Here is a 25,046-nt window from a genome sequence, read left to right as displayed (position 1 = left end):
GTTTTTTATTGCATCCGAAAATCAGAGATTAACGAGCGCGGAAGACGATGCGGCCTTTTGACAGGTCGTATGGAGTCATCTCTACAGTTACTTTGTCACCCGTTAGGATACGGATGTAGTTCTTACGCATCTTGCCAGAGATGTGAGCAGTCACAACGTGACCGTTTTCAAGTTCAACACGGAACATAGTGTTTGGTAGAGTGTCAAGGACCGTGCCTTGCATCTCGATTACGTCTTCTTTAGCCATTTAATCCTCTTTAGAAATTAGGCAATATTAGCGGGCTATATTCTGCCGCTAAATAGTAATTATGTAAAGTTGAGGCGTATTCTACCCTCGCCAACGCTGATTTACTAGCCTTTGGTGGCGTTGAAAGCGTGTTTTATAGTTCATTGCTGGACACTCATCAATCTGATAACCCAAATAAAGCCACTGTTGTTTGTTTTCTTGGCAGTATTTTATTTGATAGAGCACTGCCAAAGTGCCAAGAGATAACGGGTAGTCAGGGTCAAAAAAAGTATAAAATGCACTCGAACATTGAGTCATTACATCCGTTACCGCAATGGCGAGTAATTGATTTGACTCATCGTAAATATGCAAAAATGAAGTGGTCAACCAGCTGGTTTGGGCAAACCGATAAAATTCATCACGCTTTGGTGGATACATAGTGCCGTTTTTATGCCGTTTGCAGATGTACCGACTGTAAAGCGCAAACCATTCCTCATCCATTTCAGGTTTCATTTCCCAGCGTAAAAACTGAGCTTTACTGAGCAGCCTCTTCTGGCTTTTTGATAGCGTCACATCCGGAATCGAGACTCGAATTGGCTGGCAAGCATTACAATGCTCACAGTGCGGTTTATATATGGTATCTCCGCTACGACGAAAGCCGTTGGCCATCAGCAGTTGATAGTTTTCTTCAGTATGCAGCCCTGCATCAAGTGCCACCGCCACACGCTCTTGCCGTTCAGGCAAGTAACTGCAAGGGTGATTATTCGTTAATCCAATTCGAATATGTTGTATATCCGTACTCATACTGAATCCTGCAAAACTTGGGGCTTATAGGTATCAAATAGTGTTTGTTTTTCTCTTAAAGATAGTAGTTTTTGCATAAACTCGTTACGCTCTAGTTCAAATGCGCCAAGTGATGCCAAGTGCGAGTTCATAACCTGACAATCGATTAATTGACCTTGCTTTGACGCCAAATGGTTGCATAAGTACCACAATGCAATTTTAGATGCGTTATCTTTTAGGCTAAACATCGACTCTCCGCAAAAAAGTTGACCAACGCAGATGCCATATAGTCCCCCAATGAGCTCGTTGTCATGCCATACTTCTACAGAGTGACAGTGACCAAGTTTAGCTAACTCAATGTAAGACGCTTGCATTTCCTCGTTGAGCCAAGTTTCCTCTGCAGGACGTGTTGATGAACATAGTCTAATCACTTCTTCTGTCGCGAAATTGAGCGTTACTTTATAGTTATGTTTACGCTGAAATTTTTTGAGACTTTTAGACGGTTTAAACGCTAAGGGATCAAAAACAGCGCGTGGGGAAGGGCTCCACCATAGAATAGGTTCTCCAGGACCATACCAAGGGAAAATGCCTTGATAGTAACCATTGAGGATTCTCATGGGATCTAAGTCACCGCCAAAAGCAAGCAAACCATTGGGATCGCTGAGTGCTTTATACGGAGAGGGAAAGTTGAACGTATCATCGAGTTCAGTTAAATAAATAGCCATAAGAAGTCGTTACCAACATTGAGTCAGAGGAGTTTATGATGACCTGGTCAAGAAATATTGTGAAAGTATGGCTTTGGATCATACTGTTTTTCCCACTTGCCGCCAACGCAGCATATGAAAGAAATGTTGCCAAGCCGGTAAATGAAGTGGTGTATGGGAAGATTGACTCTGTCCGTTATATTACTCAGCAAGAGGTCGTTCAATCGAAAAATAATGGTTGGAAAACGCTACTTGGTGCCACAATAGGCGGTTTAGTCGGCAATCAATTTGGTGGTGGTACTGGACGAGAAGTTGCGACGGCAGTGGGTGCACTTGCAGGTGCAGCGGTTGCACAAAATCAAAGTAATTACCAATACACGGTTGAATATAAGTTAGTTGAGCTACTCATTAAAGTGAAGGGCGACAAGCTGATTAATGTTATCCAAGATGTTGATAAAAATATGCTATTTAGTCGAGGGGATGAAGTTCGTATCTTATATTTTGATGATGGAGTCAGGGTTGATATCGCTTATTAATCCTATGTTATTTTAACATAAGGTAGCCTAACCAGGCATGCACAGTAGGGCTGGCTTATCGTCAAATAAAGTCGAAATAGCTTGCTGTTTCGTCGTGCTTCTTTCGCTCTTATTTACATCGCTGGTAATGCCTTTAATTCTGTATCTTTAGGCTGCTTGAGGATATTCATTAATTAGCGCCGATTTACTCTGGTTTTGTCGTGTTTTTTTGGGTAGTCTGAATTCACGAAGAATTGTTTAGCCCTCATAAAAATCGTATGTTGAGGGCACAAAGGATTATCAACTTTTAATGGAAAGCCTAACGTTACAACCTATCAATAAAATTCAAGGGGAAGTGAACCTTCCTGGCTCTAAAAGCGTTTCTAATCGAGCTCTTTTACTTGCTGCTCTTGCTAAAGGCAGAACTCGCCTTACTAACCTCCTCGACAGTGATGATATCCGTCATATGCTGAATGCGCTGACTAAACTCGGCGTTCAATACCAACTTTCCGAAGATAAAACAGAATGTCTCGTTGAAGGCCTTGGGCGTCCGTTTTCTGTCTCAGAACCGGTAGAGTTATTTCTCGGTAATGCTGGCACTGCGATGCGACCGTTAGCTGCGGCTCTTTGTCTTGGAGAAGGGGAGTATGTACTGACGGGCGAACCTCGTATGAAAGAGCGTCCAATTGGTCACCTTGTCACGGCACTGAAAGATGCTGGTGCGAAGGTTGAGTACATGGAAAACGAGAACTTTCCGCCTCTCAAAATAGTCGGTACTGGCCTAAAAGCAGGTACAGTTTCTATCGATGGATCCATTTCAAGTCAGTTCTTGACCGCTTTCTTAATGTCTGCGCCATTGGCTGAAGGTGAAATTCGCATCAACATCGAAGGAGAGTTGGTTTCTAAGCCTTATATCGATATCACCCTGCATATCATGAAGCAGTTTGGGGTCGATGTGATCAACAACGACTATCAAGAGTTTGTGATTCCTGCCGGTCAGCAATACATCGCTCCAGGTGATTTCTTGGTTGAAGGTGACGCGTCTTCTGCTTCTTACTTCTTGGCGGCGGCAGCCATCAAAGGCGGAGAAGTTAAAGTCACGGGTATCGGTAAAAACAGCATTCAAGGTGATATTCAATTTGCTGATGCGCTTGAAAAAATGGGTGCAGAAATTGAATGGGGTGATGACTACGTAATTTCACGTGTTGGCCAATTGAAAGGCATCGATATGGATTACAACCATATCCCTGATGCTGCAATGACCATCGCGACAACAGCGTTATTTGCCGAAGGCACTACCGCTATTCGTAACGTTTATAACTGGCGTGTAAAAGAAACAGACCGTTTGTCAGCTATGGCGACGGAATTACGTAAAGTTGGTGCGGAAGTGGAAGAAGGGGACGACTACATCATCGTCAAACCTGTCTCTCAGTTAAAGCATGCTGCGATTGATACTTACGATGATCATCGAATGGCGATGTGTTTTTCGCTGGTGGCACTTAGTGATACGCCTGTGACGATTAACGATCCAAAGTGTACGTCGAAAACGTTCCCTGACTACTTCGACAAACTTAAGGCTTTAAGCTGCTAAATATTCTGACCTGAAACAAAAAAGCCAGAGTGAATAACACTCTGGCTTTTTTGTTTTCCGCTACTATTTAACCAGCGTAAATTCCTTGGAAAGGTGATGCGCTAAGTATTTGAACATATTGAATACTGCAGTCGTATTTGAAGTTGGTAAACCTTTGTCATCAAGGAAGTATTCACCTTTAAAAACTAAAACACCTTCTTTTTCTTCTACGCTTGTTGCTCGCATTCCCTCGATGTAATCATCGTGCTCTTGGATGATTTGGTTAGCGATCAAAAGAAGGTCGAACTCTTCGATAAACGTTCTATCAGACATACTTTTTCTACCATTCATTTCAGTTGAGAACGCTGAGTATACCCACAACTAAAATGGGTTTGCATGATTAATTCAGTCAATCGTTCACTTAGCCTAAACAGATCAATTTTTAGAGTGTAAGTATGATTAGTTGGAGGATATGGAAGAGCCACTGAACGAAACTATTTTGTGATGGGTAACAAAATTTATTGCATTGGATTAGCGGATGCTAAGTTTGCCTGTTTAGATATGCCGCTCAATACCTTTCAGAACCCTGTCTCTTTGAAGTATAAAGACGATGAATTGTCAACCAATCGGATCTGAATTTCAAAAAAGCAGTTGATCTTCTTTTCATCTCGCACAATAGTAAAAAAAGAAGCAATGAAATAGAACATTATGCGGGTGGCCTTTAAACAAGGTTTCTACCCGCATTATTATGAAGGACGTTAGAGTCAGTTATGGGTAAATCACTCGTTATAGTGGAGTCACCAGCCAAGGCAAAGACGATAAATAAGTACCTTGGTAAAGACTTTATTGTTAAGTCTAGTGTTGGTCATGTGCGTGATCTGCCTACGGCCGGTCAAAGCACTGGTGAGAAAAAAGCCGCAGCCATCTCAACAAAAGGGATGAGTCCGGAAGAGAAAGCGCGCGTTAAAAAAGAGAAAGACCGCAAAGCGTTGATCAAAAAAATGGGGATTAACCCATATCATGACTGGGAAGCGAATTACCAAATCCTTCCAGGCAAAGAAAAAGTTGTCAACGAACTACAAAAACTCGCCAAAGACGCAGATTGCGTTTATCTCGCAACCGACTTGGACCGCGAAGGGGAAGCAATCGCATGGCACCTTCGTGAGATCATCGGTGGCGATGAAGAGCGATACAAACGTGTAGTTTTTAACGAAATTACGAAAAACGCGATCCAACAAGCTTTCCAGACACCTGGTGAGCTGAACATGGATGGTGTTAATGCCCAACAAGCGCGTCGCTTCATGGACCGTGTCGTTGGTTTTATGGTTTCACCTTTACTTTGGAAGAAAGTGGCTCGTGGTTTATCTGCTGGTCGCGTGCAGTCTGTTGCGGTGAAACTATTAGTTGAGCGTGAGCGTGAGATTAACGCGTTTGTACCAGAAGAATTCTGGGATATTCATGCGAATACGAAAACGAAAGACAAAGCGGACTTTAAACTACTTGTTGCTCAGAAAGATGGTTCTGCGTTTAAGCCAGTTAATGAGGCAGAAACCAAAGCAGCGATGTCTGTGCTTGAGAATGCAAGTTACGAAGTATGTAAGCGTGAAGATCGCCCGACGAAGAGCAAGCCTTCAGCACCTTACATCACCTCTACGCTTCAACAGGCAGCGAGTACACGTCTGGGCTACGGCGTGAAAAAGACCATGATGCTAGCTCAGCGCCTCTATGAGGCCGGTTACATCACTTATATGCGTACGGACTCGACTAACCTAAGTGCCGAGGCTGTGGACGCTGTACGTGACTTTATTGGTTCTGAGTTTGGTGATAAGTATTTACCAGCGAAACCGCTGACGTATGGCAGTAAAGAAGGGGCACAGGAAGCGCACGAAGCGATCCGTCCTTCAAATGTGGGTGTTAAAGCGGAAGACCTGCAAGGTGTCGATGCTGATGCGCACAAACTTTACGCTTTGATTTGGAATCAGTTTGTCGCGTGTCAAATGACACCAGCAGAATACGATTCAACAACCATCAGCGTAAAAGCAGCAGAATACACGCTTAAAGCGAAAGGCCGTATCCTTAAATTTGACGGCTGGACTCGTGTACAACGTCCAATGGGCAAAAACGAGGATACAATCCTTCCTGCGGTACAACTTGGCGATAAGCTAAGCTTAGAGTCACTTGACCCTAAACAGCACTTTACAAAGCCACCTGCGCGCTACACTGAAGCAGCACTGGTTAAAGAGCTGGAAAAACGAGGTATTGGTCGTCCTTCGACTTATGCATCGATCATTTCTACGATTCAAGATCGTGGTTACGTAAAAGTTGATCAGCGTCGTTTCTACGCCGAAAAAATGGGCGAAATTGTTACCGACCGCCTTGATGACAGCTTTAACGATTTAATGAACTACGACTTCACCGCCCGCATGGAACAGAAACTGGACCAAATCGCTGAAGGTGAAGTGAACTGGAAAGCAGTGCTAGATAACTTCTTTGCTGATTTCACTGGCGATCTTGAAAAAGCGGAATTGGATGAGTCAGAAGGCGGTATGAAGCTAAACCATATCGTCATGACGGATATCGAATGTCCGACGTGTAGCCGTCCAATGGGTATCCGTACTGCTTCGACAGGTGTGTTCTTAGGCTGTTCTGGTTACGCGTTACCACCAAAAGAGCGTTGTAAGACAACCATCAACTTGGGTGACGAAGAAGGTATTATTAACGTTTTAGAAGAAGACGTTGAAACGGCCGCGCTTCGTGCTAAAAAGCGTTGTCCGATCTGTGAAACGGCGATGGATGCGTACCTGATTGATGACAAGCGTAAGATGCATGTTTGTGGTAATAACCCGAACTGTGAAGGCTACCTTGTTGAATACGGTGAGTTCAAAGTCAAAGGCTATGATGGTCCAGTTGTTGAATGTGACAAATGTGGCTCTGATATGGTGCTTAAGAACGGTCGCTTTGGTAAATACATGGACTGTACGAGTGAAACGTGTAAGAACACTCGTAAGATTCTGAAGAATGGCGAAGTCGCGCCACCGAAAGAAGATCCTGTTCATTTCCCCGAGTTGCCTTGTGAAAACTCAGATGCGTATTTCGTACTTCGTGATGGTGCTTCAGGTCTATTTATGGCGGCAAGCAACTTCCCGAAATCGCGCGAGACACGTGCTCCTTTGGTTGCTGAACTGGCACGTTTTGAAGAGCGTTTACCTGAGAAGTTCAAATACCTAGCGACCGCACCGCAAGAAGATCCTGATGGTCGTCCTGCAGTTGTACGCTTTAGTCGCAAAACAAAAGAGAACTACGTTCGTTCGGAAGAGAACGGCAAACCATCTGGTTGGACAGCGCTCTTTGTTGAAGGTAAGTGGGAAGTCACAGATAAGCGTAAAAAAGCGAAAGCATAAAAATGCACCATTAAAGTAATGTAAAAAGGCAGCGATATCGCTGCCTTTTTTGCGTAGGGGCCTACAGTTTTCTTCTGCGCATTCTTCCTCTAATCGACCTTTCCTCACTTTAACAAGCACCATTGTCGCTAGAAAACACCAGAGTCACGATTTATTAGTAGTGAACGTATTTTTTATGTAAAAAACATTCGTCGTAACTTTCATTTTGCGTTCATATATTTGTTATATATTAAGCTCAAAAAGTCGGTGGTGTAGTGAATCCGTTCGTAAATTGTTTTCATAATGTAATCGTTTGCTTTTGCATGTGTGATCTAGATATCGTCTTGAGTAAGCAAGAACTGTATGGAACACAGAATGGCGTATTAAAAATTGTAATTTAGAACCTGCTTAGATAATTTATTACAAAAATTAGTGCAACTGTGTGCATTTTGCGTCGAAAAATAAGAAAAGAGTGGACGTTGCATACTGGAAGTGCCGTAGCTTTTTTATCGTGTTGTAAGAGTTCAAAGAAACTCCTGATACGGTTACTAAATGTATTCGCTTGACTCCCCGAGTATGACTCATTCAAGCGAGTACCAAATCCAAGCTATAACGATATGGAGAACAACAAATGGCTGGTGTTTTGGGAATGATTCTTGCTGGCGGTGAAGGCTCTCGTTTGAGACCTTTAACAGAATCTCGTAGTAAACCTTCGGTACCGTTTGGTGGTAGCTATCGATTGATCGATTTTGCTCTAAACAATTTTGTAAATGCGGATTTAATGCGCATTTACGTCCTCACCCAATTTAAATCTCAATCTTTGTTCCATCATTTAAAAAAGGGCTGGAACATTAATGGCATCACTGACCGCTTTATCGATCCTATTCCTGCTCAAATGCGCACTGGTAAGCGTTGGTACGAAGGAACGGCAGACGCGATCTATCAAAATCTCCGTTTTATGGAATTAGAGGAACCAGAGCAAGTTTGTATTTTTGGCTCTGACCATATCTATAAGATGGATATCAAACAAATGCTGAACTTCCATTCAGAAAAGCAGGCTTCTCTGACGGTATCTGCATTGCGTATGCCACTAAAAGAGGCGTCGCAATTTGGGGTTATCGAAGTGGACAGTGAAGGTCGCATGATAGGCTTTGAAGAGAAACCAGCAAACCCGAAGTCAATTCCTGGCGATCCTGATTACGCTTTAGTTTCAATGGGTAACTACGTTTTTGAGGCTCAGGTGTTATTCTCTGAGTTGGTTGAAGATGCGGATAATGAAGCTTCATCACATGATTTTGGGAAGGATATTATTCCTAAGATGTTCCCTCGAGGTGACGTGTTCGTGTATGACTTCAGTACTAACAAAATCAGCGGTGAAAGAGAAGAGGTGTACTGGCGTGACGTGGGAACCATTGATGCGTACTGGGAAGCGCACATGGATCTGCTAGAAAAAGACGCACCGTTTTCACTATATAACCGTAAATGGCCGCTGCATACTTATTATCCTCCATTGCCGCCAGCGACATTTACAGACTCTGATAATGGCCGTGTTCAGATCATCGACAGTTTGGTATGTAATGGCAGTTACGTCAGAGGCTCAAGAATAGAAAAGTCGGTGCTTGGGTTCCGCAGTAATATTGCATCTGCTTGCGATATCAGCGAATGTATCCTTCTTGGTGACGTGAAAATTGGCGAAGGCTGTGTTTTACGTCGTGTGATTGTCGATAAGGATGCCGATATTGCTCCTGGTACTCAGATTGGTGTGAATCTTCAAGAAGATAAAAAACACTTCCATGTGTCTGAGGAGGGCATTGTTGTTATTCCGAAAGGAGCTCGTGTTGGCTACTAACAACTTATCTATTCTGTTTGTAGCTTCTGAGGTCGAAGGTCTCATTAAAAGTGGTGGCTTGGCAGACGTTGCCAAGGCACTACCGGAAGCCCTTCAAAACCTACAGCAAGACGTAAGAATTACCATCCCTGCGTACAGTAGTATTGATAAACTCGCTGACGCAGAAGTTGTATTAGAAACAGAACTAACATCATGGCCGCATACGGAGTATCGAGTTCTGCGGCTCATGCTAGGTCAAAATCCTGTTTATCTGATTGATTGTCAGCCGTATTTCAATCGACCATCGATGTATGCGGAGAACAACCAAGCGTATACCGATAACGGTGAGCGCTTTGCGTTTTTTAGTGCGGCATGTTTAGACATGTTGCCAAAGCTTGCTTTTCAGCCAGATATCATACACGCGAACGATTGGCACACTGGTCTTGTTCCATTTTTGCTCAAGCACAGGTATGGCAATGATCCGTTTTTTGCTCATACTAAAAGCGTCATTTCAATTCACAATGCGGTCTTTAAAGGCGTATTTAGTTATGAAGACGTGCAGTGCTTGCCAGAGTTTCATTGTCGAAACGTTCCCGATGCTGCGGTGAGTGCAACGCATATTACGATGCTCAAAGCTGGTGTAATGAATGCAGATAAGATAAACGCGGTCAGCCCTACGTACGCAGAGGAACTCAAAACAGAGCTTGGCAGTCATGGAATGGCTTGGGAGTTTCAGCAACGCGCGCAGGACTTAGTTGGTATTTTGAACGGTTGTGATTACAGTGCTTGGAACCCGGAAACGGATACTTACTTGCCAGTTAATTACTGCGCTGACCAACAAAGTATGACGCAAGGCAAGAAAGCGTGTAAACAAGCATTACAACTGCGGCTAAATTTGCCTGAAAAAGATGTAGCCATGTTCGGTATGGTTTGTCGGTTGACCCAGCAAAAAGGTGTGCATTACTTGTTGCCTGCTTTGGCCGATTTTTTGAAGCACGATGTTCAACTAGTTGTCGTTGGGACCGGAGACCCTGTACTAGCCGCTCAGCTAGAAGAGGTTGCTGCACAGTTTTCTAGTAAATTTGTCTTCGTAGAAGCTTATGATAATGAACTTGCGCATATCGTTGAAGCGGGTTCTGATTTCTTTCTGATGCCTTCTGAGTTTGAGCCGTGTGGTTTGAATCAAATCTATAGTATGGCTTATGGGACATTACCGATAGTACGTGGTGTCGGTGGTCTAAAAGACAGCGTCAACGATTATGATGTGAACCCTTCTGAAGCGACGGGGTTTGTTTTTTTCGAACCGACACCGCAGGCATTGTTGTTAACGATGCTAAGGGCACTGTTGCTCTATGCTCAAAACGAACCTGAAGTGAATAAAGTACAGTTGCATGCGATGCAACAAGATTTTTGTTGGCAAAAGGCCGCAGAAGCTTATTTGCAACTTTACAATTCGGCGTTAAATTGACTTAAAATTGTAACGAAAGGCACCGAATGAGGTGCCTTTATTATCTTGAGTAAGGGGAGTGTGGTAGGATGGCTTTTTACTCAATAGCACGACCTTTTTGATACTTGAATATGACCCAGCCGCTACTTTTTCATAAAACCTATTTGCACCCTACTAGTCATGAGTGGGTTGTATTTGTGCATGGTGCTGGCGGTAGCTCTTCTATCTGGTTCAAGCAAATCAAAGCTTACAAGCAACACTTTAACTTATTGCTGATCGATTTAAGAGGTCATGGAAAGTCAAATCAGTTACTTAAAGAGCTCATTGCCAGCCGTTATACCTTTACGGAAGTTACCCAAGATATTTTGAAAGTATTGGATCATTTAAAGATCCAATCCGCTCATTTTGTCGGTATGTCACTTGGTACCATTATTGTTCGAAACCTTGCTGAATTATCAGCAGAGCGCGTGCGTTCAATGGTACTCGGTGGCGCTGTCACAAGGCTCAATACTCGTTCTCAAATATTGGTTAAATTAGGTAATTTTTGTAAGCATATCCTGCCGTACATGTGGCTCTACAAACTTTTTGCGTACATTGTTATGCCACAGAGAAGCCAGCGAGAGTCTCGCCATCTTTTTATTCGTGAGGCCAAGAAGCTTTGCCAAAAAGAATTTAAACGTTGGTTTATTCTTGCCGCTGATGTAAATCCTTTAATGAAGTATTTTAAAGATCGAGAGTTACCCATTCCCACACTCTATTTAATGGGCGACAGAGATTACATGTTTATTAAGCCTGTTAAAGAAATGGTTGCGGCGCATAAGCTTAGTGTTTTACGAGAGATCCCCAACTGTGGTCATGTTTGTAATGTTGAGCGCCCTGAAGATTTCAATCAACATTCCATCGAATTTATTAAGCAGCAAACGGTTTCTGCTTAGCGCTTAATAAATCGATTGAATAGGAGTAGGGGAGTTATTAAGGCTCCCCTATTTGATGTCCACATTGCCAACAAGCACCAAACTGCCCCTCGTTTACCTCATGGCACTTCGGGCACTGCTAATCTTGATACTCATTTCCATCGGATTGTTTGCGGTAGGCTTGTACTATTCCTTCTGCTTTTACTTGTTGTTTGGCGTCAAAAAGCCAGACATAAGGATCGGTATCATCACTAAACGGCAGCTCTCCTTTTAAACCGAAAATACCCTCTCCGCGGACTTCACAATAGACTTGCTCGGTTTTCAATAATTCGCACACGATATGCGCTTCTGCTGGGTTTTTAGCAATGAATATTTTCATTAAACACGTCCACTTACTAATTATGAGTTTTGCTGACTCGGTGTTGGCCTTACTTTATTCATAACCCATTTAGTGATGATTGGAAACAGCCCCAGTAACGCAAAAGAGGCCAATACCGCAGGTGAAATAATGCCTGACAGGCTTTCAATTGTTGCTAACTGAGTACCGGCGTTTAAGTAAACTGCAGTGCCTGGCAACATACCTACTTGGCTAGTAAGGTAAAATCGACCTACAGACATTGGCGTTAAGCCCATCAACAAGTTGATAAGAAAGAAAGGGAATACCGGAATGAGACGCAAGGAAAATAGATAAAATGCACCGTCCTTTTCGACACCTTGGTTAATTGCGATTAACTTATTGCCAAACTTGTTTTGTACCCAGTCACGCAGCAAATATCGGCTGCTTAAAAATGCTAGCGTTGCACCCATAGTACTGGCGAAAGAAACTAGTAATAAGCTCGTCCAAAAACCAAATAGAGCCGCACCAAGTAATGTAACCACAGCAGCACCAGGAATAGAAAAAGCGGTAATTGCAATGTAGGCAAAAAAGTAAATAGCTGCCGAAAAAACAAAGTTCTGATCGATGTATGTGGTCAGCGCTTCTTGTTGGGCTTTTGCATTTTCCAACGTTAAATACTGACTAAAGTTAACGCCTAAAAAGATAATGATCGCGACCAGGATTAGGCCTAATATCAGTTTCTTATTCATATTTATGATTCCAATTTGGGATATATGTAATAAGACAGAAGGAAAGTCGAAAAAATTTCACAAAAAAACCGCAGATTAGACTGCGGTTTTACAAGATAGTTTTTAAGGCCGACTTTTATTGGAGGCCGTTCATCAACTCATCTCGGCGAGCTTGAGGCACAACGCTCCAATGAGTACCGTTAATAGCCCCTTCTAGTGCCCATAACAGCTCAATGTTGACGGTTGCAGAGTGCGTATCTCTTATCGCTTTATAAGCGTTAAGTGCACCTTCCTCTTCCAGTTTTTCTACTGACTCAATGCCTGCTTTTTTCAGCATGCGTTCAGTCGCCAGTCGTAAGTTAGGCAAATCTTTTAAGCGATTAGGCTTTGTAGTTGCTTGCTGTTCTTTTTCAAGCTTTGCCTTTTTCAACGATTGGTTAGCTACTTCGATTAAGCGTTCGCTAGACTCCCATAAATCGTTGGAAATTGCGTAGTACTTAGTAACGACTGGGAAGCCACGTTTCTTATAAACGTAAGGCTTTAGCCCTTGTTTCTCGAAGTCAGATGAAGTTTGTTGGTCTGCTCTTATATGAAGCTGATTATTTACAACTAGTGCAAACATTGTTTCATCAGCGAATAGTCCGAAGCCACCAAACATTGAGCGCGACTTGATATTACCAAGTGCCTCAAATAGCTTCATAGAGTCTTTGAGTATCGGTTTATCCATGTTTTGTTATCTCGGTGTAATTAATATTACGCCACCAAAAGTCAGGTCCGAGAGAGTAGCAAACATGCGCAAAAGCAATGTCATTACAGGGTAAAGTCATCGCTTGCACACTTGCCATCGGTAACCCCGCTACCTTCCATATAGTACTATGGTTCAGGCCGGAGGCTTTGCGTCCCACCCTTTCGAATGGTTTGCCCTGTGCGTGACAGAATGAGCATACTTCGTATATTGAATTAACATCACGTTTTACCCGTAAAAGTGTGATTCTGGTTCAATAAAAAGTGTCGACAAGCGCATATTTGTGCATATTTGAGAATAAGGCGGGATGATCTCGAGGTTGTGAGGGAGTGTGATTTACCTACATATAAAACAGAGACTTAGAGATTCGAGATTTTTTGTCTAACAAACCTAAGTCAGGGAAAAGTTATTTAGAGACAAAAAATAAGCGCCCTTTTAGAGCGCTTATTTGACATCGTTATATTTGGCGAATTTTAGTTCATTTTCTTCACGGTGTTTCGAATTACAAGCTCAGGTTGCATTTCGAAAATTCGCTTTTCGTGTTCTTTATCTTTGATTCGCTCAAGTAGGATCTCGAACGCATTTTTACCCACACGACGTTTAGGTTGGTGGATAGTTGTTAACGGTGGAGAGAAGTATTCCGCAAGCTCGATGTTGTCGTAGCCGATCACTGAAATATCATCAGGAACTTTGATACCGTTTTGTTGTAGGCGGCTCATTAGGCCCAGAGCCATTGTGTCGTTAAAACAGAATACCGCTGTCGGACGTTTGTCCATTGCTGTAATTTTATCTGCGACTAATACGGCCGTATCACATTCAAAGTTACCTTCAAGGATCCAGTCCTCATTTACAGTTAGGTTCGCTTCGCTCATCGCGCGACGGAAACCTGCAATGCGCTCTTGGCAAGCAAGTTTTTCAAAATGACCGCTTAGACAAGCAATATCAGTATGGCCATTGTCGATCAGATGTTTGGTTGCGATGTAGCCACCTTCTTCTGAGTTATCCATGATCTTGTCCGCTTGTGAGCTTTCTGGACCCCAATCCATGACCACTTTAGGAATGTCGGCATGACGGTCAAGCATCTCTTTAAGCTCTTCGGTTAAGTCAGAACACATCACTAGGATGCCATCAACACGTTTTTCAGCCAGCATACGGATGTAATCGCGTTGTTTTTCGTAAATCCCACCCGTATTACACAGAATCAGAGTGTAGCCTTGGCGGTAACAGTAGCTCTCAACCCCGTCAATCACTTCTGAGAAGAATAGGTTGGTTGACTGCGTTACTAACATGCCAATAGTACGAGTTGAGTTGCACTTTAGGCTGCGTGCAACCGCACTTGGCGCGTAATTCAACTCGTCCACGGCTTTCATTACTTTTTCTTGCGTTGCTTCTGCAACGAAACGCGTTTTATTGATAACGTGCGAAACTGTCGTAGTGGAAACGCCGGCTAAGCGAGCAACGTCTTTTATAGTGGCCATAAATGGTGTCCTGTATCGAGCTACTGAAATATGTCGTGTTGGATGTACCTGATGCTCTAATGGTTTTACACCCAGCAATCTAAGGTTGGCGCTAAGTGTTTCGGCAGCGGTTGGTCCAAGTACGACAAAAGGGTACGTAGCAGCATCGGTCGATGAATTTTATCTTTTTTCTATCTGATGAGAAATTGCCATCAACCTGTTAAAAAACACAAAAACCGCTATATTTCAGCGGTTTACATATAAATCATATTTAATCGTTTGCGCTCACATTTTAGCCCTATGTGGACTGACTAGCAATGTTTTCAGCAAGAGATTTGTGTATTTGAAGTCACATTTTGACTGCTAAATAACCAAGCGTCTTTGAGCTAAGTTAAGGCAAACGAATAATATACCCAACTTACTTACATTCAGTTATTTCAGGTATACAGGAAGCCCGATAGGCGGGCTCCTTAAAAAATAGGCGGCAATTATTCCCCAAGAAGGTAAGCGCTGTCTAGTTTACAAAATGCAACTAATAGTTTCGCGACGCTCGAGTAGAACCCAAATTCGTCGAATTGTTTACATTTGTCTGCAAACTGAGGTAGCCAAGACATCAACTGTTGCTGGATAAAGTCGTTTTGTTTAACGAAGGCTTCTTCCATGTGTTTTTCTTGCTCAAGTTCGTTTGAGCGGATAATCATGTTGCCGAGAAAGTCGAGTTCAACGGCTAAGTGGTCAGCAGGCTCTTTTAGATTTTCATCTACTTGAACGCCAAATTCTGCCATCAACTTTTCCATTTCCTCGGCTGGCTTGTCATTCAGCAAACCTGATTCACCGATGTACATCGATGCGTAAGGAAGAGCGCCGTATTTTTCTGTCTTCAAAAACAGTTCACAAAAGTCAGCAGCAAGCTCCAATTGAGCGTCTTCACGATCTTGCAATCGGTTTAGCGCATCAACGAGGCTATCAACGGCTGGTTTCAGTGACTCATTTTCACCTAAACCTGCTAGAAAACTGCGAATTTCAACACTGTGGTAGGCTTCCAGCTCTTTCTCTGTTAGCTCTTTTGCGAACAAGCTCGAAAACCACCAGTAAATTTCAGCGCGTTTTTCATTAAAAGCTTTCACTTCTTGCATCTTGGGCTCCTGAATGATGCTTCAAGTTGTGCATCACAAAGTCAATTAGGGATATCCCCTAAGTGTAATCAATTAAAATGAATAGCAGTAACTATAATTATTATGTTTTATGGTCAAAAATTAACGTTTATTAATAGCGATGGGTAAGCTTGTTTTGAATCAATAAAAACGCTAAATCTTGCTTTTTAATGTATCTATGACTAGAAATGTTACTAGTTATGAATAGAATACGTCTTGGATAATAAGAAGACAGAAAAGTGGTGTAAATGAGCTATCACGTATTAGTCGTAGAAGATGATGTTGTAACTCGTAGTAAGCTTGCGGGATATTTCCAAAATGAGGGTTACCAAGTCAGCGAAGCAGAGAGTGGCGCAGAAATGCGTGAGGTCCTGCAAGCGGGTGATGTAGACCTAATCATGCTGGATATCAACCTGCCGGGTGAAGACGGCCTGATGCTTACTCGTGAATTACGTAGCCAATCGGATATTGGTATCATATTAGTAACAGGACGCACGGATAGCATTGATAAAATCGTAGGCCTAGAAATGGGCGCTGACGATTATGTGACAAAACCTTTTGAACTGAGGGAGTTGTTGGTTCGCGTTAAAAACTTGCTGTGGCGTATTTCAGCAGCGCGTAGCGGTAGCGCGAAAGCGAACGAAACCAGTGAAGAACATATTGTACGTTTTGGAGAGTGGACATTCGACATTCAACGTCGTGCGCTGAGCCGTAACGGCGAACCCGTAAAATTGACCAAAGCAGAATACGAACTTTTGGTGGCGTTATCGTCTTACCCTAACCAGGTGTTAAGTCGCGAGCGTATTTTGAATATGATCAGCCACCGAGTTGATGCTCCCAATGATCGTACTATTGATGTTCTTATTCGACGTATGCGCGCAAAAATGGAGTTTGATCCAAAGAACCCACAAATTTTTGTGACGGTGCACGGCGAAGGCTATATGTTTGCTGGTGATTAAACTGAACAAACCTAAGTCTTAAAAAGAAAAAGGAGAGCTTCGGCTCTCCTTTTTTGTGGTTTCAAGATAGTACTACTTTGCTTCAACCATTGGTGTTTGGCCGACAGTATCACGCAACCTTTGCCAAATGCTGCCCAAGTACTCATGCCAATAAAGCTCTGTTTGTTCTAAGTAACGCGCTTTAGGTGAGTATTTATCCCAAGGTTGACTGATTTCGCTAATAGCTAAGAAGTTGGTCGGGGCTGGGATTGGTTTAATGCCTGCTGCGTTGAACTCATACAATGCACGGCTCATGTGGCTCGCAGAAGTGACTAACACAATCTCCTTTTGTTGAACGAATGCAGCCGCTTGACGCGCCTCTTCCCACGTATCTTTCGCATCTTCTAATAAAATGATATCGGATTTCGCGACTCCCAACGCAAGGGCAACGTTCGCCATCATTCTTGCGTGGCTAATTTCAGATCCGCCAGCATAGCCAGACAAAATTAATTTAGCACCTGGATACATTCTTAATATACGAATGCCTTCAGTTAAGCGCATTAATGCTGCACGGCTTAACTGCGAGGTGGGTGGAATTTCGTCATCGATAACATGACCATTCCCTAAAACCATCACGTAGTCGATGGTGCCAGAAACTGGCAAAAAGGCTTTATGCTCTCGCTCTAATGGCATAAGAAGCTTGGTTGAAACAGGTTGGAAGGCAACAAGAAAAATGCCAACAAAAGAGAACAGAACAACGAAGCAGCCAGTTTTACGTTTTGTGGTAAAACTAATGAGAGCAAGACCCAACAAGCCTATCAGCAGCAATGCCGGAAGTGGCATAAGCAAGGCTGACACTACTTTTTTCAGCTCAAACATACATAAATAGTCCGAAAAAACATCAATTGATAATAAAAATGAGGGTACCCCTCTTTATTCCTGCTTTCCTTGTGCCAGAATAGCGGCACAATCCGTTATGATAACTCAGCAGAAGTGACAGAAGACCGCAATTTCGACGATATCGCCCACAAATTTGCAAAAAATATTTACGGCTCCGACAAAGGGGAGATCCGCCAAATCATTGTGTGGGAAGATTTTCTACAGATTCTAAGTGAATTAGATGCTGACCAGCAACCCCTAGAGGTGTTGGATGCTGGTGGTGGTTTGGCACAAATGTCGCAAAAGCTTGCTAAGCTCGGACATCGAATCGCTTTATGTGATCTATCTTCGGAAATGCTGCAGTTGGCTAAGCAGGATATTGAAAAAAACGGTTTGCTTGAGCAGTATCGCCTGATTCATTCGCCTGTCCAATCCATTGGTGAGCATATGGATGAACAGGTGGATCTTGTTATGTTTCACGCTGTGATGGAGTGGTTGGTCGATCCTAAGGCCGCACTTGAAACGGTACTAGAACAAGTAAAACCGGGAGGCATTGCATCAGTGATGTTCTATAACCACCATGGTTTAGTCTATAAAAACGTGGTTTGTGGCAACATTCCTCATATATTAGACGGCATGCCCCACCGAAAAAGATTTAAACTACAGCCGCAAAAAGGCTTAAAACCTGAAGAAGTCTACCAATGGATAGAAGATTCAGGCTTTAGTATTTGTGGCAAATCTGGTATCCGCTCATTTAGTGATTACATAGGTAATATGCAATACATGGGCGATTACGAGTTTGAAGATGTGTTGGCGCTAGAAAAACAACTTTGTCGACAAGAGCCATACCTCTCATTAGGCCGCTACATTCATGTGTGGGCTAAAAAGAACGATAAACAGGAATAACAATGAGTGAGATGACTCTCAATGCTGCAGAGCAACCAATCGATGAGTTGGTTGGCTGGGTTAAGCAGCACGATTTCTCGTTGAACCTGACCACAGAGCGATTGGCATTCTTAATAGCCATTGCCGTACTGAGTAATGAAAGGTTCGATGAAGAATTGGGTGAAGGTGAATTGCATGATGCGTTTGCCATCGTCACTCGATTATTTGATGAGACTGGCGAAGCATCCGCTTTTCGTGCTAACAACGCCATCAACGAGATGGTAAAGCAGCGCCTTATTAGCCGTTTTGTCAGTGAGATTACTGATGGAGCGAGCATTTACCGCTTGTCGCCTTTAGCGATAGGAATTACCGATTACTATGTGCGTCATCGTGAGTTCTCGAAACTGCGCCTTTCTATTCAACTGTCTATGGTGGCAGATGAAATGGCGAAAGCGATTGAGGCAGCACAAAAAGGTGGCACACCGGGCCACTGGAAGAAAAACGTATACGGAGTTTTAAAATATTCTGTAGGCGAGATCTTCGATCAAATCGACCTTAACCAACGTGTGATGGATGAGCAGCAACAGTCTGTAAAACAACAGATTGCTGATCTGCTTAACAAAGACTGGCGTGAAGCGATCAACAACTGTGAAGCGCTACTGTCAGAAACGTCGAGCACGTTGCGTGAACTTCAAGATACGCTGCAAGCCGCCAGTGATGAACTGCAAACTCAGATCCTAGATATTCAAGAAATTGTTTACGGCGATCCTGAGCTAGAGTTCATCGAAGAAGCGTTGTTTGGTCTGCAAATGAAGCTGGATCGAATCACAAGCTGGGGCCAGCAAGCGATCGACCTTTGGATTGGTTACGACCGACATGTGCACAAGTTCATCCGTACTGCAATTGATATGGATAAGAACCGTGCGTTTAGCTCGCGTCTACGTCAATCCGTCAAAGATTACTTCGATGCGCCTTGGTATCTGACTTATGCAGATGCGGAAAGGCTTTCTGACCTTCGTGATGAGGCGTTGGTGCTACGTGATGACGAAGTGACCGGCCAAGTTCCGATGGAAGTAGAGTATGAAGAATTTCAACAAGTCAATGATGAGTTGTCTGAACGAATTGGTGACATGCTAAAAGCGCATAAAGATCAAGGCACGCCAATCGACTTGAGTGTGGTATTGCGAGATTACCTTGCACAGCATCCTTACACTCATCATTTTGATTTAGCTCGCATTATCGTCGATCAAGCCGTACGTCTGGGGTATTCAGAATCGGATTACCAAGCGATTCAACCGGACTGGAAAGCAATCAACGAATTTGGGGCAAAGGTACAAGCGAATGTCATCGACCGATACTAATGAATACATGTCAGAGAATCTGGCAAAAGCAATCTCTAACCCTCTGTTCCCAGCGCTAGACAGCATGCTACGAGCAGGGCGTCATATCTCAAGTGAAGATCTGGATAACCACGCGTTGTTATCGGACTTCGAACTTGAGCTTTCTTCTTTCTACCAGCGCTACAATACCGAATTGGTGAAAGCGCCAGAAGGTTTCTTCTACCTTCGTCCTCGTTCAACTTCTTTGATTGGCCGCAGTGTGCTTTCTGAGCTGGATATGCTGGTGGGTAAGGTACTGTGTTTCCTTTACCTAAGCCCAGAGCGTCTTGCGCACGAAGGTATCTTCACTAACCAAGAGCTGTACGACGAACTGCTTGCACTAGCAGATGAAAACAAGCTGATGAAGCTGGTGACCAACCGTGCTACCGGTTCTGACCTTGATAAAGAAAAGCTGTTTGAAAAAGTACGCACGTCACTTCGTCGTCTACGCCGCCTAGGCATGATCATCAACATTGGTGAGACCGGTAAATTCAGCATCAGTGAAGCGGTATTCCGCTTTGGTGCCGATGTACGTATTGGCGATGATATGCGTGAAGCGCAGCTACGTCTGATCCGTGATGGTGAAGCGGTAGTGCACACCAAAGAGCCAAGCCAAGGCAGCCTATTGTCTGAAGAAGATCAAGACGACCAAGCCCAAGAAGAAACAACAGAAGAGGGTGAAGCATGAGCATGATTGAACGCGGTAAATACCAATCGCTGACCATGGTCAACTGGAACGGCTTCTTTGCCCGTACGTTTGACATCGATGGTCTGGTCACCACGCTATCAGGTGGTAACGGTGCAGGTAAATCAACCACAATGGCGGCGTTCATCACCGCATTGATTCCTGACCAAACGCTACTGCATTTCCGTAACACGACAGAAGCAGGCAGCAGCCAATCGTCTCGCGATAAAGGTTTGTACGGTAAGTTACAGCCGGGCGCATGTTACGCGGCGCTAGACGTGGTGAACTCACGTAACCAACGCCTACTGTTTGCAGTAAAACTACAGCAAGTTGCGGGTCGTGATAAGAAAGTAGACATCAAACCGTTTGTTATCCAAGGTCTTCCTAGCCATGTGAAACCAACGGATATCTTGGTTGAAAGCGTATCTGCGACTCAAGCTCGTGTACGTCAAATCAACGAAGTAAAAGAATCGATCGCGGAATTTGAAGGTGTTCAATTCAAAGCCTTCTCTTCTATTGTTGATTACCATGCGCAGATGTTTGAATTCGGTGTGATTCCGAAGAAACTGCGTAACTCTGGTGACCGCTCTAAATTCTACCGCTTGATCGAAGCATCGCTTTACGGTGGTATTTCAAGTGCGATTACGCGCTCGCTACGTGACTACCTTCTGCCACAAAACGGTGGTGTGAAGAAAGCATTCCAAGATATGGAATCGGCGCTGCGTGAAAACCGCATGACGCTAGAAGCGATCAAAACTACGCAAGCAGACCGTGACTTGTTCAAACACTTGATTACAGAGTCGACCAATTATGTGGCAGCGGACTATATGCGCCATGCCAACGAGCGTCGTAAAAAACTAGAACAGACACTGTCTTTGCGTTCAGAGTTATTTGGTTCTCGCGAGACCTTGATTGAGCAAAACAACCTGCTTAACCGCGTTCAAGAAGAGCTGGAACTGCTGATCGAATCAGAATCTTCTTTAGAGCAAGACTACCAAGCGGCTTCGGATCACTTGCAACTGGTGCAAAACGCGCTGCGTCAGCAAGAGAAGATAGAACGCTACCAAGAAGATCTTGAAGAGCTGAGCGAGCGTCTTGAAGAACAAATGATGGTAGTGGAAGAAGCGCAAGAACGCGTGATGATGGCTGAAGAGCAAGCGACCGTTGCAGAAGAAGAGGTGGACAGCCTTAAGACGCAACTTGCTGATTACCAGCAAGCTCTTGACGTTCAGCAAACTCGCGCACTTCAATACCAACAAGCCGTTCAAGCGTTGGAGAAAGCGAAGCAGCTACTTGGTGATGAGAGCCTAACGGCAGAATCCGCACAAGCGTTAGTGGCGGAGCTGAAAAACAAAGAGACAGAAAATACCAATACGTTGTTGTCTGTGAAACATAAGCTCGATATGTCATCAGCTGCGGCAGAGCAGTTTGATACTGCATTGAAGCTTGTACAGAGCATCGTTGGTCCTGTTGAGCGCAAAGAAGCCTCTAAGCACGCAAAATTGGCAATCGCTAAAGCTCGAGAATCACAGCAAATTGCACAAAACGAACAGCAATGGCGAGCGCAGCATCGCGATCTTGAGCGTAGCCTTAACCAGCAGCGTCAAGCACGTGAGCTGGTTGCTGAGTACAAAAAGCAATATCACGTTGAGCTAACCGATGAAGTTACGTTTGAACAAGAACGTGAACGTCATGCGATGCAAATCGAATCACTAGAGATAGCTCAAGAAGAAGTTCGTGATCAGCGTGGTGAACAGCGCCGTCTAGAGCAAAACGCGGCGGCAGAAATCAGTAAACTTGAAGCGATAGCGCCAGCTTGGATTGCGGCTAATGATGCGCTAGAGAAACTGAGAGAGCAGAGCGGGGCAGACCTTGAGGATCGCCATGCGGTAATGAACCACATGCAGGTTGTTCTTGAGCAAGAAAGGGCGCTGTCCTTAGCTAAAGATAAACTTGCTGAGCGTCGCAGTCAGCTTGACACTGAGATTGAACGTCTTGCTTCTCCTGGTGGTTCAAACGACCCTCGCCTGAAAGGTTTGGCTGATACTTTAGGCGGTGTATTACTGTCTGAGATCTACGATGACATCACGATGGATGACGCGCCTTACTTCAGTGCGATGTACGGTCCGGCTCGTCACGCTATCGTTGTTTCTGACCTGTCAGGTATCGAAGAGAAACTGGTAGAGCTAGACGACTGTCCAGAAGACTTGTACATCATTGAAGGTGACATCGATGCCTTTGATGACAGCTCGTTCGATGCAGAAGAGTTAGAGGGCGCGGTTTGTGTTCGCATGAACGATCGCCAAATGCGTTACTCTCGCTTGCCTGAGATCCCATTGTTTGGTCGTGCAGCACGTGAGCAGCGTTTAGAGTTGCTGCGTAACGAACGAGAAGAAGTGGTAGAGAAACACGCAAAAGCGGCGTTTGATTCTCAGAAAATGCAGCGTTTGTACCAAGCATTTAACCAATTTGTGTCTAACCATATTCAAGTTGCTTTTGACGCCGATCCAGAACAAGCACTCGCAACCATTCGTGATCAGCGTAACCAAATCGCTCGCGTGCTGGCGGATCTGGATGCAAAAGAGCAGCAGCAACGCTCTCAGCTTCAAACTAGTAAGCAAGCACTGTCTTCTCTGGACAAGTTATCATCACACATGGTGCTTGTTGAAGATGAATCATTGCAAGCGCGTTTTGATGAGCTAGAAGAGAAAATCGCTCAGCTTGCAGAGGCGAAAAACTTCTTAAACAACCATGCAAAAGCCGTCGCGCAACTAGAGAATATTGCGTCTGCGCTTGATGCTGACCCAGAGCAATTTGATGCACTAGAAGCAGAATACAAAGCGGCAGATGAACAGTTACAAGATCTTAAGAAGCAAATCTTTGCACTCTCGGATCTGGTTGAACGTCGTCACTACTTCGCTTACTCAGACTCGGTTGATCTTCTGAACAAAAGTAGCGAACTGAGTGAGCAGCTAAAAGCGAAGTTGGTTCAAGCTGAACAGACTCGTACTCGTTCTCGTGAAGAGTTGAAGCAAGCACAAGGACAAATGAACCAATACAACCAAGTATTGGCGTCTTTGAAGAGTTCGCATCAAGCGAAGCAAGAAACCGTACAAGAGTTCAAACAAGAGCTGCAAGAGTATGGCGTAAATGCCGATGAAGGCGCGGAAGAGCGTGCAATGCGCCGTCGTGACGAGCTGCAAGAACGCTTACATACTTCACGTAGCCGTAAGAGTGAATACGAGCGCACGATAACGTCGACCGAGCTTGAGATGAAAGGCTTGGCGAAACGTCTGAAGAAAGTGCAGAAAGAATACGCAGAGCTGCGCAAATTTGTCGTTGCAGCGAAAGCGGGTTGGTGTTCAGTACTTCGCTTAGCGCGTGAAAACGATGTTGAGCGTCGTCTACACAAACGTGAACTGGCGTATATGTCGGCAGATGAATTGCGTTCCATGTCGGATAAATCATTGGGTGCGCTGCGTCTTGCTGTTGCAAACAATGATGACTTGCGTGATGCACTCCGTTTGTCTGAAGACAACGCTCGCCCAGAGCGTAAAGTTCTGTTCTACATTGCTGTTTACCAACACCTTCGTGAGCGTATTCGTCAGGACATCATCCGCACCGATGACCCAGTAGAAGCGATCGAAGAGATGGAAGTGGAACTGGCGCGTCTAACGGAAGAGCTAACGCAACGTGAAAACCGCCTAGCGATCAGCTCTGAGTCGGTAGCGAGCATCATCAAGAAGACGATTCAGCGTGAGCAAAACCGTATTCGTATGCTGAACCAAGGCTTGTCGAACATCTCGTTCGGTCAGGTCAAGGGCGTACGTCTAAACGTGAAAATTCGTGAAAGTCACGAAGTGTTACTGAACGGTCTAGCGACACAACAAGAGCAGCATAAAGATCTGTTCGAATCGACTCGCTTTACCTTCTCTGAAGCAATGGCGAAACTGTTCCAACGTGTGAACCCACATATCGATATGGGTCAACGTTCTCCTCAGGTTCTGGGTGAAGAGCTACTGGATTACCGTAACTACCTAGAGCTAAGTGTAGAAGTGAACCGTGGTACAGATGGTTGGCTACAGGCTGAGTCTGGCGCGCTATCAACAGGTGAAGCGATCGGTACTGGTCAGTCAATCCTTCTGATGGTTGTTCAAAGCTGGGAAGAAGAATCTCGTCGTCTACGCAGCAAAGACATTGTGCCTTGTCGTCTGCTCTTCTTGGATGAAGCTGCGCGTCTGGATGCGAAATCGATCGCGACATTGTTCGAATTGTGTGACCGTCTGGATATGCAGCTTCTTATCGCGGCACCAGAAAACATCAGCCCAGAGAAAGGGACTACCTACAAGTTGGTGCGTAAGGTGTTTAAAGACCATGAGCACGTACACGTAGTTGGTCTACGTGGTTTTGGTCAAACGGATAAGCCTAAGACCGAAGCGCAAGAGATGATCGAAGAGTTTGAATCGTAAACTCTGAATCTAGCAAAACGCCC

General features: G+C 44.2%; 20 protein-coding genes, 1 pseudogene and 1 riboswitch. Of the genes and pseudogenes, 11 read left to right on the top strand and 10 right to left on the bottom strand.

Annotation, left to right across the window (positions count from 1 at the left end):
• Positions 1–28 precede the first annotated feature (28 nt).
• The 3 genes from infA to aat form a co-directional block, all read right to left on the bottom strand.
• The gene (gene infA / locus NL644_RS15695; RefSeq protein ID WP_001040192.1) at positions 29–247 is read right to left on the bottom strand and encodes a translation initiation factor IF-1; all 219 of its coding nucleotides are present in this window, start codon (positions 245–247) and stop codon (positions 29–31) included.
• Positions 248–328: 81 nt separating this feature from the next.
• A complete protein-coding gene (locus NL644_RS15690; RefSeq protein WP_114322516.1) occupies positions 329–1,030 on the bottom strand; it encodes an arginyltransferase in 702 nt (233 codons plus the stop codon).
• Positions 1,027–1,734, bottom strand: coding sequence for a leucyl/phenylalanyl-tRNA--protein transferase (gene aat, locus NL644_RS15685; RefSeq protein ID WP_048626183.1), 708 nt, complete (start codon positions 1,732–1,734; stop codon positions 1,027–1,029). Before aat ends, NL644_RS15690 begins: the two co-directional genes overlap by 4 nt.
• Before the next feature lie 38 nt (positions 1,735–1,772).
• Here aat and NL644_RS15680 point away from each other — a divergent pair, with 38 nt between their 5' ends.
• Together NL644_RS15680 and aroA are read left to right on the top strand one after the other, a co-directional pair.
• Positions 1,773–2,249 (top strand): glycine zipper 2TM domain-containing protein, encoded by a 477-nt coding sequence (locus NL644_RS15680; RefSeq protein WP_005390705.1) that lies wholly within the window; start codon positions 1,773–1,775, stop codon positions 2,247–2,249.
• 289 nt (positions 2,250–2,538) lie between these two features.
• Positions 2,539–3,819 carry a 3-phosphoshikimate 1-carboxyvinyltransferase gene (gene aroA, locus NL644_RS15675; RefSeq protein ID WP_114322514.1) on the top strand — a complete coding sequence of 427 codons (1,281 nt, stop codon included), beginning with the start codon at positions 2,539–2,541 and terminating at the stop codon, positions 3,817–3,819.
• Positions 3,820–3,882: 63 nt separating this feature from the next.
• Here the strand turns inward: aroA and NL644_RS15670 are convergent, their stop codons facing one another.
• On the bottom strand, positions 3,883–4,131 hold the full coding sequence (locus NL644_RS15670) for a YciN family protein (RefSeq protein WP_005387884.1): 249 nt from the start codon (positions 4,129–4,131) through the stop codon (positions 3,883–3,885).
• Positions 4,132–4,568: 437 nt separating this feature from the next.
• On the opposite strand from NL644_RS15670, the gene topA reads away from it, so the two are divergent.
• The 4 genes from topA (at position 4,569) to NL644_RS15650 (ending at position 11,388) form a co-directional block, all read left to right on the top strand.
• Positions 4,569–7,199, top strand: a complete 2,631-nt coding sequence (gene topA, locus NL644_RS15665) for a type I DNA topoisomerase (RefSeq protein WP_005390711.1) — start codon at positions 4,569–4,571, stop codon at positions 7,197–7,199.
• Positions 7,200–7,809: 610 nt separating this feature from the next.
• The gene (glgC, locus tag NL644_RS15660) at positions 7,810–9,027 is read left to right on the top strand and encodes a glucose-1-phosphate adenylyltransferase (protein WP_005390714.1); all 1,218 of its coding nucleotides are present in this window, start codon (positions 7,810–7,812) and stop codon (positions 9,025–9,027) included.
• Positions 9,017–10,474, top strand: coding sequence for a glycogen synthase GlgA (gene glgA, locus NL644_RS15655; protein ID WP_074191078.1), 1,458 nt, complete (start codon positions 9,017–9,019; stop codon positions 10,472–10,474). Before glgC ends, glgA begins: the two co-directional genes overlap by 11 nt.
• 110 nt (positions 10,475–10,584) lie before the next feature.
• Entirely contained in the window at positions 10,585–11,388 is an 804-nt protein-coding gene (locus NL644_RS15650) for an alpha/beta fold hydrolase (protein ID WP_006742124.1), read from the top strand.
• A 37-nt stretch (positions 11,389–11,425) separates the two neighbouring features.
• Here NL644_RS15650 and NL644_RS15645 read toward each other — a convergent pair.
• The 5 genes and pseudogenes from NL644_RS15645 to torD form a co-directional block, all read right to left on the bottom strand.
• A pseudogene (locus NL644_RS15645) lies at positions 11,426–11,746 on the bottom strand (DUF2007 domain-containing protein).
• Positions 11,747–11,766: 20 nt separating this feature from the next.
• The gene (locus NL644_RS15640) at positions 11,767–12,453 is read right to left on the bottom strand and encodes a TVP38/TMEM64 family protein (protein WP_046874737.1); all 687 of its coding nucleotides are present in this window, start codon (positions 12,451–12,453) and stop codon (positions 11,767–11,769) included.
• Between the two features lie 115 nt (positions 12,454–12,568).
• Positions 12,569–13,159, bottom strand: a complete 591-nt coding sequence (locus tag NL644_RS15635) for a TfoX/Sxy family DNA transformation protein (protein ID WP_005390721.1) — start codon at positions 13,157–13,159, stop codon at positions 12,569–12,571.
• A gap of 116 nt (positions 13,160–13,275) precedes the next feature.
• Positions 13,276–13,365, bottom strand: a riboswitch (cyclic di-GMP riboswitch).
• A 285-nt stretch (positions 13,366–13,650) separates the two neighbouring features.
• Positions 13,651–14,655: an HTH-type transcriptional repressor PurR gene (gene purR, locus NL644_RS15630; RefSeq protein ID WP_005390722.1), complete on the bottom strand. Its 1,005-nt coding sequence runs from the start codon at positions 14,653–14,655 to the stop codon at positions 13,651–13,653.
• A 467-nt stretch (positions 14,656–15,122) separates the two neighbouring features.
• Positions 15,123–15,770, bottom strand: coding sequence for a molecular chaperone TorD (gene torD / locus NL644_RS15625; RefSeq protein ID WP_006742122.1), 648 nt, complete (start codon positions 15,768–15,770; stop codon positions 15,123–15,125).
• 266 nt (positions 15,771–16,036) lie between these two features.
• On the opposite strand from torD, the gene torR reads away from it, so the two are divergent.
• Positions 16,037–16,747, top strand: coding sequence for a two-component system response regulator TorR (gene torR, locus NL644_RS15620; RefSeq protein ID WP_005390726.1), 711 nt, complete (start codon positions 16,037–16,039; stop codon positions 16,745–16,747).
• 72 nt (positions 16,748–16,819) lie between these two features.
• Here the strand turns inward: torR and elyC are convergent, their stop codons facing one another.
• Positions 16,820–17,605 carry an envelope biogenesis factor ElyC gene (gene elyC, locus NL644_RS15615; RefSeq protein ID WP_006742121.1) on the bottom strand — a complete coding sequence of 262 codons (786 nt, stop codon included), beginning with the start codon at positions 17,603–17,605 and terminating at the stop codon, positions 16,820–16,822.
• Positions 17,606–17,719: 114 nt separating this feature from the next.
• Here elyC and cmoM point away from each other — a divergent pair, with 114 nt between their 5' ends.
• The 4 genes from cmoM to mukB are packed head-to-tail and all read left to right on the top strand — an operon-like array spanning position 17,720 to position 25,023.
• Positions 17,720–18,511 carry a tRNA uridine 5-oxyacetic acid(34) methyltransferase CmoM gene (gene cmoM / locus NL644_RS15610; protein ID WP_012841987.1) on the top strand — a complete coding sequence of 264 codons (792 nt, stop codon included), beginning with the start codon at positions 17,720–17,722 and terminating at the stop codon, positions 18,509–18,511.
• A gap of 2 nt (positions 18,512–18,513) precedes the next feature.
• Entirely contained in the window at positions 18,514–19,851 is a 1,338-nt protein-coding gene (mukF, locus tag NL644_RS15605; RefSeq protein WP_048626187.1) for a chromosome partition protein MukF, read from the top strand.
• Positions 19,832–20,557: a chromosome partition protein MukE gene (gene mukE, locus NL644_RS15600; RefSeq protein ID WP_005378379.1), complete on the top strand. Its 726-nt coding sequence runs from the start codon at positions 19,832–19,834 to the stop codon at positions 20,555–20,557. The genes mukF and mukE overlap by 20 nt, the downstream gene beginning before the upstream one ends.
• Before the next feature lie 2 nt (positions 20,558–20,559).
• Entirely contained in the window at positions 20,560–25,023 is a 4,464-nt protein-coding gene (mukB, locus tag NL644_RS15595) for a chromosome partition protein MukB (protein WP_253658624.1), read from the top strand.
• The last annotated feature ends 23 nt before the right edge of the window (positions 25,024–25,046 follow it).

Origin of the sequence: Vibrio sp. Y10_XG_PY6, assembly GCF_024181795.1 — a bacterium.
Taxonomy (GTDB): Bacteria; Pseudomonadota; Gammaproteobacteria; order Enterobacterales; family Vibrionaceae; genus Vibrio; species Vibrio diabolicus.
Note: the sequence above shows the minus strand (reverse complement) of the source record. Positions and strands in the feature narration are given on the sequence as shown.